This window comes from Gilvibacter sp. CC01 (assembly GCF_055755295.1).
In genome coordinates this window covers 2,740,435-2,760,431 of the sequence record NZ_CM146909.1, presented here as the reverse complement: position 1 = coordinate 2,760,431, position 19,997 = coordinate 2,740,435, and the positions used below count along the sequence as shown (strand labels likewise).

Below are 19,997 nucleotides of genomic sequence, written 5' to 3'. Positions count from 1 at the left end.
CCGTTTTTCTTTAAACCAAACCAAAATCAAAAAAAAATAGAAGTTTTTTTTAAACACTTTCTAACACCTTGATTTGTTACGGTTTAGGATTTTCTGGGTTAGGGAGTGTAGCGAAAATCCCACAGGTACACCAAAGGTGAACCGAGGAATTGCAGCGTAACGCCCGACCGCAAAACGGCTGCTACAGGCTGCAAGCCCAGTAGTAGCGTGGCGCGGTAACCCCATAATACATTTAAGAACGATGATCGCACAAAGCCAGGTACGGCTAGAGGCGAAATACTAAGATACAACCTCTACGAAGACTGACAAAATAAAATTTGTGGAGTTATTAACAACTATTGGTTGTCCCAATGATCGGTAAGGTCCAGAAAATCAATGTCGAAGGCAGGCTTTTGACGCTCTAGCAGATTGGCTTGGAATGATCGCTCCAAGATGTCCTCTATCAGATAATCCTCTTTGATCTCAAAAGGTTTGTATTCTTCTTTGAGCGAAATATCGAACATACTCGCCGTGGTGTTGTACCAAAAGGCACGCCAGCCGGTGCGAAGTTCTTTGACCAGATCAAAAGCCGTGCGGCCGGTTTGTCTGTATATGAGTTTGACCAGAATCTGCCCTTCGGTCCGGGTGAGCTTCTTGAGGCGATCTGAAAACTCACCTTCTATATATTTCTGAATGCGCTTGGTGTATTTCTTGCGCTGGCTCTTATCTTCTATACTGTCTAAGCGCTGCTGCAAAGAGGTCAAACGTTCAGAAGCGAGCTTGGCATAGGGATACACTTTGCGGGTTTTACGTCTGAGGATCAAATAGCGTCTGCGATCTTCTTTAGAATTGAACTCGAGCTTATTGAGCAACACTACCTCATCAAGATCTATAAACTCTCTGGGGATGGTGTCCCCTTCTACAAAATAGAAGAAGCGTTCCGTACTATCTATTTCTATAGTAGCGTTTTCCCGCTCGTCCTGCGCCTGAGTATTAGCACTGTAAGCCAACAGAGCAATACATATATATAGGAGTAAGTTCTTTTTCATCAATGGCTATGCTGCTAAAACCATTCCAAAATTAATAAAAGCCACTCCAATAGGCCTAGTATAAATTCGTAAATTTGAGTACTTAAATTTTAACCACCATGGCAAAATCCATATTAAACAAAAAATCTATGGCCTTTTTGGAGGCCTACCTCAATAATGCGGCCCCCACAGGATACGAGTGGGACGGTCAAAAACTCTGGATGGAGTACCTAAAACCTTATGTTGATACCTTTATTACAGACACTTACGGGTCTGCGGTTGGAGTGATCAATCCTGATGCTCCCTACAAGGTTGTTATAGAAGGGCATGCTGATGAGATCTCTTGGTATGTCAATTATATTACGGACAACGGTTTATTATACGTGATTCGCAATGGAGGAAGCGACCACCAGATAGCGCCTTCTAAGGTGGTGAACATCCATACAAAAAAAGGAATCGTAAAGGGTGTATTTGGTTGGCCTGCTATACACACTCGCAATCGGGCTAAAGAAGAAGCGCCGAAACCGGAAAACATCTTTATTGACATTGGAGCCAAAGACAAAAAGGAAGTGGAAAAGATGGGTGTGCACGTTGGATGTGTGATCACCTACCCAGATGAGTTCCATGTATTGAATAAGGACAAATTTGTTTGCCGTGCTTTAGACAACCGCATGGGTGGTTTTATGGTGGCCGAGGTTGCCCGCCTTATTAAAGAGAACAAAAAGAAATTAGCTTTCGGACTGTATGTTACCAATTCGGTTCAGGAAGAAATTGGTTTGCGCGGAGCTCAGATGATCGCTGAGCGTATTCAACCCAATGTAGCCATTGTGACCGATGTGACTCACGACACCACCACCCCAATGATCGATAAGAAAAAGCAAGGGCATCAGAAGATCGGTGAAGGTCCAGTGATCGCTTATGCTCCGGCTGTGCAGCAAAAGTTGCGCGACTTGATCATAGAAGCTGCAGAAGAACATGACATTCCGTTCCAACGATCTGCACTGTCTAGAGCCACAGGTACAGACACCGACGCCTTTGCCTATAGCAATAGCGGGGTTGCCTCTGCCCTTATCTCTTTACCGTTAAGATATATGCACACCACCGTTGAGATGGTACACCGAGAAGATGTGGAAAATGTCATTAAACTAATTTATGAATCTGTACTTAAGATCAAAGATGGCGAGAGCTTCAGCTATTTTGATTAATGGTTTTATGAATCTGTACTATTGAAAAGCCCGGGCTAAGTTCCCGGGTTTTTTATTGAATATAATTTATTCATAAATTGTTGATTATCGAATTGTAAAGCCCTTGGTTAAACTTGTGAATACGTGTACTTTTAACCAAAGAAAAATTAACCTCATGAAAAAACTATTATTACCCTTCTTTGCTGCATTATTGTTATCCTCTTGTAGCGAAGATCAAATTGCTGTTGAAAGTCAAGAAGCCAATACTAAAGCCAGTCTTTCTGAAGCTATAGTGACCAATTATTCTGGAGTATTTACTACTATGGATTCTGAGACTCGAGCTACAGTTAGCATTGAGTTTCCGTCAGTGAATTCTATGAACACAGTGGCAAAGGCCACCCTTACACTAACTAACGGTGAAGAATACACCCTTACTGCAGAAGAAACTGTGGATGTTGGTAGCGCGATTGAAAACCTGCATTTCTACAACGATAAAATGAGCTTTGACTTTACGGTGGACACTACTGGTGACAATCTTGTTGTGACCAACGCTCTTTTTGGAGATAAGGAATCGGATATTCTTGTAGTAGCTCATAAAGGTGGTTCTGTACCTTTAAGTCTTACAGGAACCTATGTTTGTGTTGACTGTGGTACCCACCCAACACTTGGGACAGGTGTGACTCAGACCTTTAATGTTGTCTTCCCTGACGGTTATGGGAATGCGACGAATCTTACCACACAGATCCTTCTTGGTGGTAACAACTACGGATCGCCTACCGGTAACGAAGCTAAAGAAGCCCAATCTTTTGCTACTAATAGCGGCACAGTTCTTAATACAGCAAAGCTAGAAGGTGCAGGAAGTGTACCTGGCTTGAACTGGGAAGGCGCTTATCGCGCGGCCAGTGCCTTTGGCTGTGAAGGTGTGACCGGAACTTGGAGCTTTGATTCTGCCTTTGGTATGTTGACAGGAACCTTCCAATCTGACAACGATTGTTTTTTCCGTGTTGCCGAAGGATTCCAAACCATTGATGGATCTGGCTTTGCGCCAAGCCCTGCAGCTGGACAACTAGACTCTGACTTCTTTCGTTATGACGGAGCTTCAGATAGCACCTTGGCCTACGGAGGCACTCCCACAAGCGGAGATGGTGCCCGTGGTCTTGATGTTGATGGCGGTGTGGGTACAGGCGGGATCCACGCTTTCGAACTAAGCGCAACAAGCAACCGATTTTTAGGTATCCAACCAGGCGGTAGCGACTTTACACCAGGATTTATCGAGTATCGATACCAGAACACCTCTGGTGGTGATAAAGATCAGCTGTTTGTGAGTTATACCATTTGGTCTAACAACGACCAGGCCCGATCGAATTCATTGACTCTTTCAGTTTCTGCGGATGGTGTTTCGTATACGGACATACCTGCGGCAGATTTTGCAACTGTTGAAGCTGCTGCGGCAGGAGAAGGTTTCATCTCTGAGAATCGCTCAGGCATCTCTCTTCTCGGTGCTTTAGGTGGTATTACTCTGGCAAATGGTGATTATTTGTATATCAGATGAAGCACTGACGATGTTTCAGGAAGCGGTTCTCGCGATGAGATAGGAATTGACGCTATTACCATAGACAACGATTAATTTCTATATTTACCATACTAAAAACCCAAGTTTCTTGCTTGGGTTTTTTTATTAGTCTTAATTAAATAAAAAGGGCTTTTCCTTCTTTATTTAAGGATTAGTCCAGGGCCTCATTTTTTTTATCTTTGCCTTAAATTGTAGTAGCCCTTGCTATTTAATTCATTCAGTTTTGGTCTGTTTCTTCCAATCGCCTTTTTGGTGTATTGGGCGGTGGGTAGGCAGCATTTCAAGCGTCAGAATGTTGTACTCTTAGTTGCCAGTTATATTTTTTACGGCATGTGGGATTGGCGTTTTCTCTCGCTGATCTTTGCTAGCTCCTTAGTAGACTTTTACGTTGGGATCTACCTCCCGAAGGCTAAAGATCAATTCCGCAAGAACAGCATCTTGGCCTTTAGTGTGCTCTGGAATCTGGGGGTGCTTTTTCTCTTTAAATATTACAACTTCTTCATAGCAGGCTTTTCTGAGCTTTTCGCTTTAAACACAGAAGACTACGTATTCAGCTCCTTGCGAGTTATATTGCCTGTAGGACTGAGCTTTTACACCTTTCAGACCTTGAGTTATAGTATAGATGTGTACCGCGGTCGTTTTAAACCCAGCACCAATCTACTTAACTTTTTGTGCTTTGTTAGCTTTTTTCCGCAATTGGTAGCAGGGTCCATAGAGCGGGCGCGTAATCTTTTGCCACAGTTCGACAAGGAGCGCAAGTTCGATCTGGAATTGGCCAAAGACGGGCTGCGCCAGATACTCTGAGGATTGTTCAAAAAAGTAGTCGTGGCAGACAATGCCGCTGTGGTGGTAAATACTATTTACGCCAGCCCTGAAGATCACGGGAGTTTATCGCTGCTTTACGCCTCTGCCCTATTCTTTTTCCAGATATACTGTAATTTTGCCGGCTATTCCGACATTGCCATTGGAACGGCTAGGTTGTTTGGCTTTAGACTGAGCAAAAACTTCAACATTCCGTATTTATCAAGGTCGGTTGCAGAGTTTTGGCAACGTTGGCACATTACCTTGACCAAATGGTTTACAGACTATGTTAACGGCCCTCTTGCAAAGAACAGCAAGAATTATGTGGTTCGCACCGGAGCGCTCTTTGTGTCTATGGGACTCATTGGACTATGGCACGGCGCAAATTGGACCTTTATCGTTTTTGGGTTGTTTCAGGCCTTGACCATTTCTATAGAGCGTATTCCTATCAAAATTAAGGGCAAGGTGGTCAACATCAATTATTACCTCACCAAAATGCCTTTAGGGTTAACGGTGATCTACATCTTTGCGCTCATTATGACCTCCTGTATCTTTTTTAGATCTGAAAATCTAGATATGGCCTTTTATATCATCGGGCGTATTCTAGAGGGAGTACATTCGGAGCCCTTCTCCTTTGAGATCGGTTATCGGGTGCTCTTTATTCCACTGCTGATCTTAATGGAATACTTTACAAGAGATCAAGACCATCCGTTTGTAAAGCTAGAAGCCAAAACCGGGCGAGTAGCTCGATGGGCAGTATACTATCTGTTTATATTCTTTATATTACGCTATGCCGGACCAAAAGAAGAGTTCATATACTTCCAATTTTAGCCCCGTACAACTGCGGTTTCTAAAAAGGCTAGCACTTTTTTTAACCCCAGTAGTGCTTATAGCCATAGCTTTGGAACTGCTTGTTGGTACTATCCCTAGTACTTATAGTTTGGTTGGTGAGCAATTGGAAAGCGAAAGCGCTCAAATTAAGGTAGCTATCTTTGGGTCTTCTCAGATAAAGAACAGCGTGAACCCGGAGCACATTGAAAAGAGAACCCTCAACATAAGTTCTAGCGCGCAACACCATAACTCAGATTTTCAACTCTTAAAAGGCTTGGTAGACAGACTTCCAGCTTTAAAGACTGTGGTGTTCGAGGTCTCTTACGGCCATTTTGAGATTCCGCATAACACCAAGTACTATTGGAAAAATCCCGTTTTTCTGAAATACTATGGCATAAATACTTTTGAGCGCGCTGTATATCCCACAGACAGCCTTTTGTATATGTCTCACCCTGGATTTTTCACCACCCAACTCTTTGATAAATTTGTTCGTGACAGTATGCCTACTTTTAATCGCTTCGGATTCGATACAGGCAATTACGACGGACGCTTTAAACGCTTGGGATTTGATCTGGATACAATTATGAAAGATCCAATAAACATCAGCAGAAGAGAATCCGCAGTAATCCTCAAATACAATGCTGCTTATTTTAAGGAGATGTTGGAATTTTGCCACCAACGCGGTCTAGAGGTAGTTATCATTTCGCCTCCTACATTTACTAACTATAACTACAAACGTGATGCAGCTGTGCTGCGCCGACGTGATAGTATCTTAGCGATATTCCCAGCACAATATCCAAACTTAAAGCTGCTGATAGCCGAAACTGACTCGCGATACAAGGTGACCGACTTTAGAAACGGCAATCACCTCAATCCTGATGGGGCAGAGAAATTCAGCAAACAACTCGACAGTCTGCTCAAGGCCAACTAAGATTTCAATTGCTTAAAATACCTGCGGGCTTCTTTAAGTACCCTTGGCGCCATGATTAGCGTTGCCAACATAGTCGGTATGGCCATTAAAGCAAATACACCATCAATTAAGTTGATCATTAAACTCAGCGAGGTAGTTGCTCCTAGAATAATACTTCCGATATAGAAGATGTTGTAGTACCTTTTATTATGAGCTCCAAAGAGATAACTCATACACTTACTACCGTAGTAAGAGTACGAGAACAAAGAAGATATACTGAACACAGCGATGCAAACTAAAAGCACATAGCTTCCTATACCTGGCAAACTAGACTCAAAGGCTGAGGCCGTAAGCGACACTCCATTGGCATTTGTGGTTTCCCAAACTCCGGTAACCAATATGGCTAGTGCCGTTAACGTACAAACGATAAGCGTATCTATAGCTGGCCCTAACATGGCTACGAGTCCTTCTCGAGTTGGCTCGCTGGTCTTTGCTGCTCCGTGGGCCATAGGTGCTGTACCTATACCGGCTTCGTTAGAGAAAGCACCACGCCTTATCCCCAAAAGGATCAGCCCTCCTACCAAACCTCCAAAGAGCGGTTCGCCAGAATAGAGGTCGGCACTAAAGGCGTCTGTAATAATAAGGCTTATATACTTTGGAACTTGATCGAAATTCACTCCTAAGATGTAAAGTACTGCTATAAAGTACAGCATGACCATTGACGGAACCAACTTTGCTGCTGTCTTACTGATTCGCGACAGCTGCCCAACTATAACCACAGTGGTAATACCTACCAGAATAAGGCCTATGATCAGGTTGGATTGTAGACCCACTTCGATGTTGTTTGGCACCAACAGTATATCGTTAATGGCCTGCGTAAGTTGATTCACATTAAAGACAGGTAAGGCTCCTATCATTCCAGCCATACTAAAGAAAACAGCCAGAAACTTCCATTTCTTACCCAAGCCTTCCTCTATAAAATACATAGGACCACCTTGCACTTCTCCAGCACTGTCCTTTCCGCGATAAAGAATTGCTAAGGTTGCAGTAAAGAACTTGGTAGACATACCCACCACAGCAGAGACCCACATCCAAAAAACAGCTCCGGGGCCACCCAGAGCAATAGCGACTGCTACTCCAGCTATATTTCCCATTCCCACGGTAGCCGACAGCGCAGTGGTAAGGGCTTCGAAATGATTGATCTGCCCAGGGTCGTCAGGATCGTCGTACTTTCCTCGGAGCACATTGATGGCATGTCCTAAATATCTAAAAGGAAGAAATCGCGAACGGATCAATAAATACAATCCGCCTCCAATAATTAATATTAAAAGTGGTAAACCCCAGACAAATGAGGCAAAATCGGCGACGATCTTATCGAGTACTTCCATAGTGTGCAGAACTAATTAATGGCCTAAAATACCATTATTATTTTTGACCTCGAGCATATTTTGTCAATTGCAAAACTTGCCCTATTTTGACTTCGCTAACTAAGCTATGACTATGAGGTACGTAGGGGCTATCCTATTTTTATTCCTGTTTACTTTGGCTGTTCACGCCCAAGAATCCCAAAACAACTGGCGCACAAATGCTCGCGTACTTAATCCAGAAATACTCTTAGGCCAAACCTTTGAGTCTAACAGCAATTTCCCAGATACAGGGCTGCAATATCAAGTGGTAATGAATTTTGGGATGGACAATGCCAACAATCTGCAGCAATGGGCCCAGCGGTTAAAAGCTCCCGTAACAGGCCTTTCTCTGGGTTTAACCAACTTTGGGAACCGAGATAGTTTGGGCTTAGCCATTTCGGTAATACCTTATATTCATTTCAACATTTTTAAGAAAGAAAAGCTCAGCGCCTTAGTAGGTCTGGGAGGTTCTTATCACACAGAAGGCTTTGATGCGATCAACAATCCGAACAACCAAGTCACCACCACAGATCTCACTTGGGCTTTTAGAACGGCATTCTACTATCGGTTTTTACAGACCCAAAACAGCGATTGGCGAGTGGGCATTAATTATGCGCATCACTCAAACGGACACACTCGTTTACTGAATCAGGGTTACAACTCGTTTTTGGCGAGTTTGTCTGTGTCCTTTCACGAAGAAGAGTTTGAAGTTTTACCAGAAGGTAGCCTACCTAATTACCAAGGCAGTCGACTTAATTATTTTAGCCTGCGCTACGGGCAAGGCTTTAATGTCTTAGCCTTGGCCATCAACGACCAAAGACCAGTATATACAGTCGCTGGCGAATTTGGACGGGTTTACAACAATACTTTTAAATTGGGGCTTGGCTTTGCTTACAGACTGTATCAGCATTATTACGATTACATCAGAAACAATGAATCTCTGGTGCAAGACGGGCGCGAATTTGACTATTTTAAAGAAGACCCCTGGCGTTATGGCAGTAATTTTGCCATTACCTTTAATGGAGAATTTCTGCTGAATCACATTGGGCTGGACTTGCAACTGGGCCTAAACCTCCACAAACCCGGATATCAAATAGACTGGCGATTGAACGAAGGCTGGGACAACACCCCTCGCGAGGTTCCTACTTGGTGGATGCTCGGTGAATTTGACACCAAATACGAGATAAAGAAGCTCATTTCTTCACGGCTAGGTCTTAAATACTATCTGATCGGGAATGAAAAAGCTCCAAAGCACAATGTCTTCTTGGGAGCACACCTAAGTGCTAATCTGGGACAGGCAGATTTTACAGAATTCAGCATTGGCTATGTTTACCAATGGAAACCCAATAAATCCAAATAATATGGATATCGCAATAAAGATCACCGTAGTTCTGGTGGCGCTCTTACACCTCTACTTCATGTACTTTGAAATGTTTGCCTGGGAAACCCGTGGCCCGCAGGTTTTTCGCGGCTTTAAAAAGGAACTGTTCAAACCAACCAAAAGTATGGCAGCCAATCAGGGGTTATATAATGGTTTTCTAGCAGCCGGTTTAATTTGGTCGCTTTTTATTACAGATCCGCTTTGGGCAACCAAGGTGTCCCATTTCTTTTTGGCTTGCGTATTAATTGCGGCTATATACGGCGCTGCGACAGTTAGTAAAAAGATCTTTTATGTACAGGGCGTCCCGGCCTTAATAGGCATAGTGCTGCAACTCCTTAAGGTTTACCTCTAAGTCTTCAAGTAGTTAAGTACGTTCGTTTCTATGCGTTGCTCAATGTCGGAAATATCAGCACGCTCAAAAGAAGTTCCTGTAATGTGCTCAAAAAGTTCAATATAACGCTCCGATACACTCTCGATATATTCATCGCTCATTTGAGGAACTGTCTGCCCTTCCAGACCTTGAAAACCGTTGGCAATTAACCATTGTCGCACAAACTCTTTGGAAAGTTGTTTCTGCTTCTCCCCCTTGGCTTGGCGCTCTTGGTATCCATCCGCATAAAAATAACGCGAAGAATCCGGAGTGTGTATCTCGTCTATAAGAACGATCTCTCCAGTTTTTGTCTTACCAAATTCGTATTTGGTATCAACCAGAATCAAACCGCGCTTGGCTGCTAGTTCTGTACCGCGCTGAAATAGCTTTCGGGTATAATCTTCTAGCACTGAGTAATCTGCTTCTGATACGATTCCGCGCTTAATAATATCTTCTCTGGAGATGTCCTCGTCATGATCCCCTTTTTCTGCCTTGGTAGCCGGAGTAATTATCGGCTCTGGAAACTTATCGTTCTCCTGCATCCCTTCTGGCATAGGTACACCACAAAGCAAGCGCTTACCAGCTTTGTATTCACGAGCAGCATGTCCACTCATATAACCTCTAATTACCATTTCAACTTTAAAAGGCTCACAAGCCTTTCCTATAGCCACATTAGGGTCTGGAGTAGCTAAGAGCCAATTGGGAACTAAATCTTCGGTATCACGCATCATTTGTGTGGCGATCTGATTTAGAATTTGGCCTTTATAAGGAATGCCCTTAGGCATAACAACATCGAAAGCACTTAATCTGTCAGTAGCTACCATGAGTAGCATATCGTTATCTAAAGTATAAACCTCTCTTACCTTCCCCCGGTAAACCTGTTTTTGCCCAGGGAAGTTAAAATCAGTGGACATCAGTGTTCCCTTCATTTCAGTTGCGATTTTCAATTTCGTTATAAGCGGCGATCACCTTTTTCACCAAACGGTGACGAATCACATCCTTATCGTCCAAATGTACTATTCCGACTCCATTAATATCCTTAAGTACCAATAAAGCTTCTTTAAGTCCTGAGATCACACGACGTGGCAGGTCAATTTGGCCCGGGTCTCCGGTGATCATGAACTTGGCGTTCTTGCCCATACGAGTTAAGAACATTTTCATTTGTGCATGGGTGGTATTCTGCGCCTCATCTAAAATGACAAAGGCATTGTCTAAGGTACGACCGCGCATAAAAGCCATAGGAGCGATCTGAATAACTCCTTTTTCTATATGAGATGCCAATTTTTCTGCCGGGATCATATCGCGTAGCGCATCGTATAAAGGCTGCATATACGGATCGAGCTTTTCTTTAAGATCTCCTGGTAAGAATCCGAGGTTCTCTCCTGCCTCAACTGCCGGGCGTGTCAAGATAATTCTACGTACTTCTTTATCTTTCAATGCTTTTACAGCTAGAGCTACTCCCGTATAGGTTTTACCGGTACCAGCAGGGCCTATGGCAAATACCATATCGTTCTTGCGCATGGTCTCGACCAGCTTGCGTTGGTTGACCGTCTGAGGTTTGATCAACCTACCGTTTACGCCGTGTACGATAACCTCACCACTGCTTTGATCGGTCTCATAATCGGCACGACTTGCACTGGTCAGTACGCGTTCTATGACGTTCTCGTCTAACTTGTTATACTTGCCGAATTGCTCCAAGATCATGTTGAATCTCATATCAAACTCTTCCAAGAGTTCTTCGTCTCCGTAAACTTTGATTTTACTGCCGCGTGCTACGATCTTTAACTTTGGAAAGTATTTTTTTAGCAGTTCGATATTGGCGTTGTGTTGGCCAAATAATTCCCGAGGATTGATCTCGGTGATTTCAATAATGAGCTCGTTCAAAAGCGAGGTGTTTTTAAGATTGCAATAAACTTAGAAATACTTAGTTTTGTTTGAAACAAAAGTAGGTTATTTTTACCTCAAAGAATTAACAAAATATCAACAATCCAAGGGATGCCAATTATCACCTTAACAACTGATTTTGGAGAGAAAGATCACTTTGCAGGAGCGGTTAAAGGCGGCATCTACAGCGCTTTAGAAGATGTGCGTATTGTCGATATCTCCCACTCCATTTCGCCTTTCCACATCAGCGAAGCAGCCTACATCATACAGAATGCCTACAAGAGCTTTCCGTTAGGCACGATACATATCATCGGGATAGATTCGGAGCTCAATCCAGAGAACAAGCATATCGCGGTCTATTTGGACGGGCATTATTTTGTTTGCGCAGATAACGGCATCATCTCTATGATCACTCAGGAATTCCGTCCGGAGAAAATGGTAGCCATCAATATCCACGACAGACTCAAAAGCAATTTCCCGGTTTTAGATGTTTTTGTAGAAGTGGCTTGCCATATTGCCCGAGGAGGCACTTTGGATGTCATTGGAAAAGACATTCAACAGATCAAACAACTCAAAGGAATAACTCCTGTGATAAACACAGATGCGAGCCAGATCATCGGAAACGTAATCTATATTGACAATTACGGCAATGTGATCACCAATATAAACAGGACGCTCTTTGAGAATACGCGAAAAGGACGAGGGTTCAATATTTCGGCGCGTACCGTAAGATTCAATAAGGTTTTTGAACGTTATAGCGACGCCATAAACTTTGATGTGCATCCAGACCGCCGTGAAGAGGATGGCAAGAAATTAGCCGTTTGGAACTCTTCTGGCTATCTGGAACTCGCCATTTACAAAAGCAACCCCAGTACCGTAGGTAGTGCGTCGACCCTCTTTGGGTTGGGCTATCGCGATACCGTAACCGTAAAATTCATATAACTTATGATCGCCATTATTAAACGTGAAATCGCATCCTTCTTTTCCTCGGCAGTAGGCTATTTAGTGATCGGTGTTTTTTTAGTGGTCAACGGTTTATTCCTTTGGGTCTTTGACGGCCCATTCAACATACTGTACGCAGGATTTGCAGATCTGGCCAGCTTTTTTCAGCTCGCTCCTTGGATATTGGTATTTTTGATTCCAGCCGTGAGCATGCGCAGTTTTAGTGAGGAAAAAAGAAGTGGCACACTAGAACTTTTACTCACCAAACCCATTAGTACAAGTGGTCTGGTATTAGCAAAATACCTAGGGATACTTGTGCTGCTGATCATCAGCCTCCTACCTACACTATTGTATTTATTGAGTTTAGAGAGCTTAAAGATAGACGCAGACCTGTTGGATTACGGCAGCATCTTTGGCTCGTATTTAGGTCTCTTTCTACTCATGGCTGCCTTTGCGAGCATAGGGGTACTTGCCAGTAGTTTGACCAGCAATCAGATCGTTGCTTTCCTGTTTGGCGTGATTGGTTGCTTCGGAGCTTATTTTGGCCTGCAGGGTATAGCAGAGAGCTTAGGTAGGGGCTCTGGCGTTCTCAACGACCTGGGCATGCAGTGGCGTTATGAAGATCTGGGCCGCGGCGTGGTAGACATCAAACATCTATTCTACTTTCTTGCATTTATACTCTTTATGTTGACCGGTACAGAAATGGCTCTAATTCAAGGGAGAAAACGGATTCAACCCAAGCAGTTTATAAAACCAAGCCTGCTGTTTATCGTGCTGGTCGCTGCCTCTTTTATTTTACCGAGCAAACGTTTTGACCTCACTGCAGACAAACGCTACAGCCTCAACGAAGCTACGGAGAAGCTACTTGAAAAAGCCGAAGCCCCTTTGAATGTAACAGTCTTTTTAGAGGGGGAATTCCCTGCTGAGTTTCGCAAGCTTCAAGCGGAGACCAAACAATTGTTGCAAGGGTTTAAAAGTGTAAACAGACGGGTAAACTTTGAGTTTGTCAATGTGTTGGAAGACGAAGAGAATCCGGAGCAGGTACAACAGCAATTGGCCAATATGGGAATCTTACCTGCCCGCGCCACTGTTCGGCAAGCAGGACAGACCAAACAAGAATTGATCTATCCTTGGGCACTTGCCAATTATCAGGATAAAACGGTCGCTGTGCCGCTGCTTAAGAATCAATTGGGCACCAGCATGGAAGAACGCGTGCTGAATTCCATTCAAAATTTGGAATACGCTTTCGCCGATGGCTTTTCAAAGGTTATCGAGCCAAAAAAACGCAAGGTTGCAGTGCTAAAAGGCAATGGTCAATTGCAGGATGCTTATATAGCCGATTTCTTTAGAAGCCTGCGTGACTACTACTTCATCGCTGAATTCACATTGGATTCTGTGGCGAGTAATCCTGGTGGAACCCTATCGAAACTCAACGAATTTGACCTTATAGTATCTGCAAAGCCAACGCAACGTTTCAATACTGCGGAGAAGTATATCCTAGATCAGTATCAAATGCTAGGTGGAAAAAGCTTGTGGCTGGTAGATGCTATTACCATGGAAACAGACAGCCTTCAACTTACTGGAGAGTATTTAGCGACGCCCAAGGATCTGAACTTGACTGATTTCTTTTTTAAATATGGCGTGCGTATAAACCCTAACTTGGTGTTAGATGTTTATGCTGCACCTTTGGTCTTGGCTACAGGAAATGGTCAAGAATCGCAATATGAGCGTTATCCTTGGTTTTATAACCCGCTTACCGCTAGTGGCATCGAACACCCAATTACTACCAATATAGAGGCGGTTAAATTGCAATATCCTTCTGGAATAGATACCTTAGAAAATGGCATTTCCAAGACTGTATTGTTGAGTAGCTCTCCACTCTCTACTATTCGCGGAGTGCCGAATCTAATACGTTTAGAAGAAATTGAAGGGTTTTTAAAGACCGTTGGCGAAGGCCCGGACCCTGCCGTTTTCAATGCGGGCGAGATACCGATGGCGGTGCTCTTAGAGGGCGAATTCACCTCTGTTTTCATGAACAGACAGAAGCCATATAATTACGCCGGCCATAAGGATCAAGGAGTAGCCTCCAAGATGGTAGTGATAAGCGATGGAGATCTCATCAGAAACGATTTACAAGCCAACAGACCCTTAGAATTAGGTTACGACCGACTTACCGGAAACTTCTACGGGAACAAGGAATTCTTGCTGAATACGGTCAATTATCTCTTGGACGATAGCGGACTTATAAACATTCGATCCAAAGAAATCAAGCTGGCCTTTTTGGATCAGCAGAAAATTGCAAGAGATGCCACACTATGGCAGGCGCTAAACATCTTGTTACCACTCACTTTGCTAGCCTTGATAGGATTCGTCTACCGCTGGAACAGACGCCGAAAATACGCCCGCTAGTTGTTAATAAATTAGTTTCCGCAATCGGCAGTGATGCGATATATTTGTAAATAGAGCGAATTCGACTTCGCGCAGTCAATCACGATAGTTACAACGAATGAAATTCATAGTATCAAGCACCTATTTACTAAAGCAATTACAAGTATTGGGCGGTATCATTAATAACAACAATACCCTTCCAATCTTAGATAACTTTTTATTCGATCTGGACGGTAATGCACTTACCGTTTCTGCATCCGATCTGGAAACGACCATCAGTGCGCAATTGGAAGTAGAAAGCAGTGAAAGCGGACAGGTTTGTATTCCTGCACGTTTGCTCTTAGATACCTTAAAGACCTTTCCGGAGCAGCCACTAACTTTTACTGTAGAAGATAACAACACTGTAGAGATCAGTTCTAACCACGGTAAATACGCACTAGCCTATGCTGATGGTGCAGAATTCCCATCGGCCATTGCGCTGAGTGATCCAAACACTACGGAGATCATGGGCGATGTATTGGCTACAGCTATAGCAAAGACCATCTTTGCCAGTGGTAACGATGATCTGCGACCAGTAATGAGCGGTGTTTTCTTTCAGTTCGATACCGATAAATTGACTTTCGTAGCTACGGATGCGCACAAGCTCGTAAAATACGAACGCGCTGATGTTGCCGCCGCCGCTGCTGCAGAATTTATCATGCCTAAAAAGCCGCTTAATCTGCTCAAGAGTATTTTGGCAGGCAGCGAAGAAATGGTAAAGGTAGAATACAACGAGTCCAACGCTAAATTTAGTTTCGATAACACCGCCTTGATCTGTCGTTTGATAGACGGGAAATATCCAAACTACGAAGCGGTGATCCCTAAGGAGAATCCGAATAAATTGACCATAGACCGCAACCAATTCCTTAACTCGGTGAAACGTGTGTCTATTTTCAGTAACAAAACAACCCATCAAATTCGCTTAAAGATAGCGGGTGCAGAGCTCAATATCTCTGCGGAAGATATCGATTACAGCAACAAAGCCGAAGAGCGCCTTACCTGCGATTACCAGGGAGATGATATGCAAATTGGCTTCAATTCCAGATTTCTAACCGAAATGCTGGGCAACCTAAACAGTACAGACGTTTCCTTGGAAATGTCGCTTCCGAACCGCGCGGGAATTCTAACCCCTGTGGATGGTTTGGATGAGGGCGAGCAGGTAACTATGCTTGTCATGCCGGTTATGTTGAATAACTAACCGTTTTCAGTGTTAATTAAAAAAGCCGCTTCCTAACAGAAGCGGCTTTTTACTATTTGTATACGTTGATCTATTTGATCAATTGTAGGGTGAATGGATATTCAAAGTATTCTCCATTACTGGCTTTGATTCCTCCAATTATTGGAAGTACTAGAGTAAGTAGCCCGATACCGAGTAACATCAAGATACCCAGTCCGAATAAGAAGATACACGGAATAGCCACTATGGCCGCCAAGAACATGGTGATCTGAAAGTTCATGATCTGTTTCCCGTGTCTGTCTATCGCTGTATCGCGATCGCGTTGTGAAAGCCAGATAACTAGCGGCACGATAACACCTCCCAATCCTGAAACTAAATTCAGCAGCTGAGATAAGTGCATAATAACTACTAATTGACTGTTAGATTTGGTGTTGCTGTCGTTTAAAACTTCCATGGGGTTATAGAAATAAGTTTAATAAAACATAGTGCCCGAACAAAAACCCGAGAGCAAAAAGCGCCACAATGAGGCCCAATTGCTTGAGTTTGGAAGTTGGATGCTCTGTTTTCATGAGTTGGATTTTGCTTTATTAGTCGTGAGGGAGAAAAAATGTTACACGTGTCCGTATCTGTACTGTTGGGCTAAATGGCTATTTTTGCCCTGTGATACCACAAGAAACCATTGTTGCCCTAGCAACTCCGCCTGGAACAGGAGCTATAGCTGTTATTCGCCTATCTGGAGCCGATGCAATAGCTATCGCAGACAAACTCTTTGTTTCTGTTCATGGCAAACAGTTGCAAAAACAGAAGACACATACCGCTCACCTAGGCCATATAGTAGCAGACGGTAAGACTGTCGACGAAGTACTGGCCTTACTCTATAAAGGCCCTACCTCGTATACTGGAGAAGATGTGGTTGAGTTTTCTTGTCACGGATCGCCTTATATACAACAAAAGATCATCAACTTGGCTCTAGCTAATGGTTGTCGGGCTGCAAAACCGGGAGAATTTACCTTGCGCGCTTTTGTAAATGGCAAGATGGATTTGAGCCAGGCAGAAGCAGTGGCAGATCTTATTGCTTCAGATAGCGAAGCGGCCCATCAGGTGGCTATGCAACAGATGCGCGGTGGCTTCTCAGAAGAGATCAAAAACCTGCGTCAAGAATTACTGAACTTTGCTTCGCTTATAGAATTGGAGCTCGATTTTAGTGAAGAGGATGTGGAATTTGCAGATCGGACGGCCTTTGAGTCCTTATTAGAGCGCTTACAGGCTGTACTTAAACGCTTGGTAGATAGTTTCGCTATAGGAAATGTTATTAAACACGGCATTCCCGTAGCCATTGTTGGAGCTCCCAATGTTGGGAAATCTACACTGCTGAATGCCTTACTGAACGAAGAACGCGCTATAGTTTCTGATATAGCCGGAACCACAAGAGATACTGTAGAAGATGAGATCAGTGTTGGTGGCCTTAATTTTAGATTCATCGATACTGCCGGCATACGCGCTACTGAAGATACCATAGAACAGATCGGTATAGCCCGAACCTTCGAAAAGATCAATCAGGCACAGGTGATCATATACCTGATAGAAGCTAGTGCCGTGCTCGACGAGTCTCAAGAGCTCAAGCAGCAATTGCGAGAACTCAAAGAGAAACATCCGCAGAAACCTTTATTAGTGGTAGCAAACAAACTCGATCTACTGCCATCCCAAAAGCAGTCCGCAGTAATTCAGCTGTTAAGAGAAGCAACCGCAGACTTACCGCAAACCCAAGAGATCGTCATGTCTGCGAAAGAAAAGGCGGGCGTAGAAGCCTTACAAAACGGCTTGTTGGAATTTGTGAATACAGGCGCTTTAAAGAACGACCAATCTATAGTGACCAACAGCCGCCACTACGATGCCTTGCTTAAAGCCCTAGAAGAGATCACTAAAGTACGCGAAGGCATGGAGGCCAATTTGAGCGGTGATCTCTTGGCTATAGACATTAGGCAGGCCTTATATCACCTCGGAGAGATCACTGGTGAGATCACCAATGACGAGCTCTTGGGGAACATCTTTGCCAACTTCTGCATAGGGAAGTAAACCCGGGTAAGCATCGATAATCATCGATAGCTAAAAACAAATTCAACGCGCTTATTTTCAGTCGTTTACAGTCAAATTTTGACGTATGTCATTTTTGGCTCTTTTCGCGTTTTGTATCCTTTTTGTTGCTCATTTGTCGCAACAATCGAGGCCAGCAACAAATGAGCAACGATTTAAGAGCAGAGTAAAAAAAGTTGCACCAATGTGCACCATGGAGCACCAACCTGCACCATTGTGCACCAACGCGGAGAAATGACAATGACAGCGAGTAAAGACCCAATCCCCAAGATTTGCATGTTTTGCCAAAATCTATTTGAGGCACGCAAATCCACAACCCAGTACTGCTCACATAAATGTGCGAGCAGAGCGTACAAAGACCGTAAGCGACAAGAGAAGATCGCTAACGCCAACCAAGAAAGTTTGGAGAAATTGTCTGCTCCGCTCAAGGAACTTCAAGCCCGTGAATACCTCAGTGTGGAGGAAGCAGCTCTTCTATTAGGTGTGTCCCGATGGACCATTCAACGGGCCATCAAACAGGGAAGGATTCAAACCTTAAAAATCTTAGGGCGTCGCATCATACCGCAGAAATCTTTTAATCAATTTTTAAATAATCAATAAAATGAAAGTCACATTACGCAAACGAGCATAATCCAACGGTAAAATTTCTTTATACCTGGACTATTACCCACCTATCATTTCACCCAAGACTGGGAAATCCACTCGGTGGGAATTCTTAGAGATGTTCTTGTACAATCCTCCAAGAGATGAATTTGAACGAAGACATAACCGTGAGGTTGAATTGATGGCAAGATCCGTCGCTTCACAGCGCCAAATAGACCGAATTGCAGGACGGTATGGCTTCGCTCGTTCTGCAGAATACGATGATTTCTTGGAATTCTATCGTCAGCAGATGGAGAAGAAAAGTAAGGAGACCAGTAACCATGGTGGCTGGGTAGCTTCGTACAAGACATTCGATAAGTTTGTTAAAGGGCATTGCACTTTTGGTGATCTCAAGCCCCAACTTATTAATGATTATAAGGACTTCTTATTGACAAAGGCTACGCGAATCAATTCACCTCAGATGCGCATCAGCGATAGTTCAGCATATTGCTATTATAATAAGCTGCGTGCATGCGTTCGGGAAGCCACGGCAATGGGTCATGTTATGCAAAATCCCTTTGATTTGGTTAAAGGCATTTCACAGCCTGAAACCTACAGAGAGTTTTTGACCAAGGAGGAACTCATCCGTCTGGCCAATACCTCTACCCCTACCGAGGCCATGAAAAATTCATGTTTGTTCTCTGCTTTGACCGGTATGCGCATGGGTGATATCATGAGTTTGACATGGTCCAAGATTCAACACTCGGAATCGATGGGCTATTTCGTTCGTTTTAGCATGAACAAGACTAAGTCTGAGGAAACGCTTCCCCTTTCGGATGAAGCTATTGCCTTGTTAGGTGCACCTAGTGAATCTCTGGAATCTTCGGTTTTCCCAGACTATAAATTCAGTGCCCACTACGCTGAGTTACAACGATGGCTTAAAAAGGCCAAAATCACCAAGAAAATCACCTTCCACAATTTCCGTCACACCTTTGCCACATTGCAACTGGCGGAAGGAACCGATATCTATACCGTGTCAAAGCTCCTAGGACATAAAAATATCCATACCACACAGATATACGGTAAGGTGATGGATAAAACGAAAACCGAGGCCATGGGTCGAATCCATCTTGGACTAAAAACTGACAACGATTTAAAGTGATTTTGCCAAATCTGTCATGACAACATGTCGGATTAATGGAGATTTTTACTTAAAAAGGGAAACGAACCTAAACTTTTTTTTAACTGCGTAATAAACTGTATTTGGGAGAATATGCTGCGCAGAAAGTGTAACAGAGCGTACCATAATGTGCAGATTATGAGCAATTTAGACAGTCTTCGAAGGTTCGATTCCCTCTTGTAAACTTCGATAAATATGACAAGCTATCAGTAAAAATTGGCATGGCAATTTGTTTGATAGGGTTAGGG

18 protein-coding genes are annotated in these 19,997 nt (G+C 43.5%); 13 read left to right on the top strand and 5 right to left on the bottom strand.

Annotated elements, in window-relative coordinates; all coding sequences use genetic code 11:
- Positions 1-335: 335 nt before the first annotated feature.
- Positions 336-1,028: a DUF4294 domain-containing protein gene (locus tag AC0J2F_RS13040; RefSeq protein ID WP_473008026.1), complete on the bottom strand. Its 693-nt coding sequence runs from the start codon at positions 1,026-1,028 to the stop codon at positions 336-338.
- Positions 1,029-1,126: 98 nt separating this feature from the next.
- Here AC0J2F_RS13040 and AC0J2F_RS13035 point away from each other — a divergent pair, with 98 nt between their 5' ends.
- The 5 genes from AC0J2F_RS13035 (at position 1,127) to AC0J2F_RS13015 (ending at position 6,327) form a co-directional block, all read left to right on the top strand.
- Complete coding sequence (locus AC0J2F_RS13035) at positions 1,127-2,212, top strand: M42 family metallopeptidase (RefSeq protein WP_473008025.1); 1,086 nt, start codon at positions 1,127-1,129, stop codon at positions 2,210-2,212.
- 154 nt (positions 2,213-2,366) lie between these two features.
- Positions 2,367-3,743, top strand: coding sequence for a hypothetical protein (locus AC0J2F_RS13030; RefSeq protein ID WP_473008024.1), 1,377 nt, complete (start codon positions 2,367-2,369; stop codon positions 3,741-3,743).
- A 222-nt stretch (positions 3,744-3,965) separates the two neighbouring features.
- A complete protein-coding gene (locus tag AC0J2F_RS13025) occupies positions 3,966-4,568 on the top strand; it encodes an MBOAT family O-acyltransferase (protein WP_473008023.1) in 603 nt (200 codons plus the stop codon).
- Positions 4,569-4,589: 21 nt separating this feature from the next.
- Complete coding sequence (locus tag AC0J2F_RS13020) at positions 4,590-5,396, top strand: MBOAT family O-acyltransferase (protein ID WP_473008022.1); 807 nt, start codon at positions 4,590-4,592, stop codon at positions 5,394-5,396.
- Between the two features lie 52 nt (positions 5,397-5,448).
- Positions 5,449-6,327 carry a hypothetical protein gene (locus tag AC0J2F_RS13015; protein WP_473008021.1) on the top strand — a complete coding sequence of 293 codons (879 nt, stop codon included), beginning with the start codon at positions 5,449-5,451 and terminating at the stop codon, positions 6,325-6,327.
- Here AC0J2F_RS13015 and AC0J2F_RS13010 read toward each other — a convergent pair.
- Positions 6,324-7,694 carry an alanine/glycine:cation symporter family protein gene (locus AC0J2F_RS13010; protein ID WP_473008020.1) on the bottom strand — a complete coding sequence of 457 codons (1,371 nt, stop codon included), beginning with the start codon at positions 7,692-7,694 and terminating at the stop codon, positions 6,324-6,326. The genes AC0J2F_RS13015 and AC0J2F_RS13010 overlap by 4 nt on opposite strands.
- A gap of 112 nt (positions 7,695-7,806) precedes the next feature.
- Here AC0J2F_RS13010 and AC0J2F_RS13005 point away from each other — a divergent pair, with 112 nt between their 5' ends.
- The gene (locus tag AC0J2F_RS13005; RefSeq protein WP_473008019.1) at positions 7,807-9,072 is read left to right on the top strand and encodes an acyloxyacyl hydrolase; all 1,266 of its coding nucleotides are present in this window, start codon (positions 7,807-7,809) and stop codon (positions 9,070-9,072) included.
- A 1-nt stretch (position 9,073) separates the two neighbouring features.
- Positions 9,074-9,445, top strand: a complete 372-nt coding sequence (locus AC0J2F_RS13000; protein WP_473008018.1) for a DUF1304 domain-containing protein — start codon at positions 9,074-9,076, stop codon at positions 9,443-9,445.
- Here the strand turns inward: AC0J2F_RS13000 and AC0J2F_RS12995 are convergent.
- Positions 9,442-10,392, bottom strand: coding sequence for a phosphoribosylaminoimidazolesuccinocarboxamide synthase (locus AC0J2F_RS12995; RefSeq protein ID WP_473008017.1), 951 nt, complete (start codon positions 10,390-10,392; stop codon positions 9,442-9,444). The two genes, AC0J2F_RS13000 and AC0J2F_RS12995, sit on opposite strands and share 4 nt — an antisense overlap.
- 1 nt (position 10,393) lies before the next feature.
- Entirely contained in the window at positions 10,394-11,347 is a 954-nt protein-coding gene (locus AC0J2F_RS12990) for a PhoH family protein (RefSeq protein WP_473008016.1), read from the bottom strand.
- 111 nt (positions 11,348-11,458) lie between these two features.
- Between AC0J2F_RS12990 and AC0J2F_RS12985 the strand changes: the two genes are divergently transcribed.
- The 3 genes from AC0J2F_RS12985 (at position 11,459) to dnaN (ending at position 15,914) form a co-directional block, all read left to right on the top strand.
- Complete coding sequence (locus AC0J2F_RS12985) at positions 11,459-12,289, top strand: SAM hydrolase/SAM-dependent halogenase family protein (protein WP_473008015.1); 831 nt, start codon at positions 11,459-11,461, stop codon at positions 12,287-12,289.
- Positions 12,290-12,292: 3 nt separating this feature from the next.
- Complete coding sequence (gldG, locus tag AC0J2F_RS12980; RefSeq protein WP_473008014.1) at positions 12,293-14,698, top strand: gliding motility-associated ABC transporter substrate-binding protein GldG; 2,406 nt, start codon at positions 12,293-12,295, stop codon at positions 14,696-14,698.
- A gap of 97 nt (positions 14,699-14,795) precedes the next feature.
- Positions 14,796-15,914, top strand: a complete 1,119-nt coding sequence (gene dnaN / locus AC0J2F_RS12975; RefSeq protein WP_473008013.1) for a DNA polymerase III subunit beta — start codon at positions 14,796-14,798, stop codon at positions 15,912-15,914.
- Positions 15,915-15,984: 70 nt separating this feature from the next.
- Here the strand turns inward: dnaN and AC0J2F_RS12970 are convergent, their stop codons facing one another.
- Entirely contained in the window at positions 15,985-16,347 is a 363-nt protein-coding gene (locus tag AC0J2F_RS12970) for a DUF4870 domain-containing protein (protein ID WP_473008012.1), read from the bottom strand.
- A 206-nt stretch (positions 16,348-16,553) separates the two neighbouring features.
- Between AC0J2F_RS12970 and mnmE the strand changes: the two genes are divergently transcribed.
- The 3 genes from mnmE (at position 16,554) to AC0J2F_RS12955 (ending at position 19,731) form a co-directional block, all read left to right on the top strand.
- Positions 16,554-17,969: a tRNA uridine-5-carboxymethylaminomethyl(34) synthesis GTPase MnmE gene (gene mnmE, locus AC0J2F_RS12965; RefSeq protein ID WP_473008011.1), complete on the top strand. Its 1,416-nt coding sequence runs from the start codon at positions 16,554-16,556 to the stop codon at positions 17,967-17,969.
- A gap of 420 nt (positions 17,970-18,389) precedes the next feature.
- Complete coding sequence (locus AC0J2F_RS12960; protein ID WP_473008010.1) at positions 18,390-18,587, top strand: helix-turn-helix domain-containing protein; 198 nt, start codon at positions 18,390-18,392, stop codon at positions 18,585-18,587.
- A gap of 184 nt (positions 18,588-18,771) precedes the next feature.
- Positions 18,772-19,731: a tyrosine-type recombinase/integrase gene (locus AC0J2F_RS12955; protein ID WP_473008009.1), complete on the top strand. Its 960-nt coding sequence runs from the start codon at positions 18,772-18,774 to the stop codon at positions 19,729-19,731.
- The last annotated feature ends 266 nt before the right edge of the window (positions 19,732-19,997 follow it).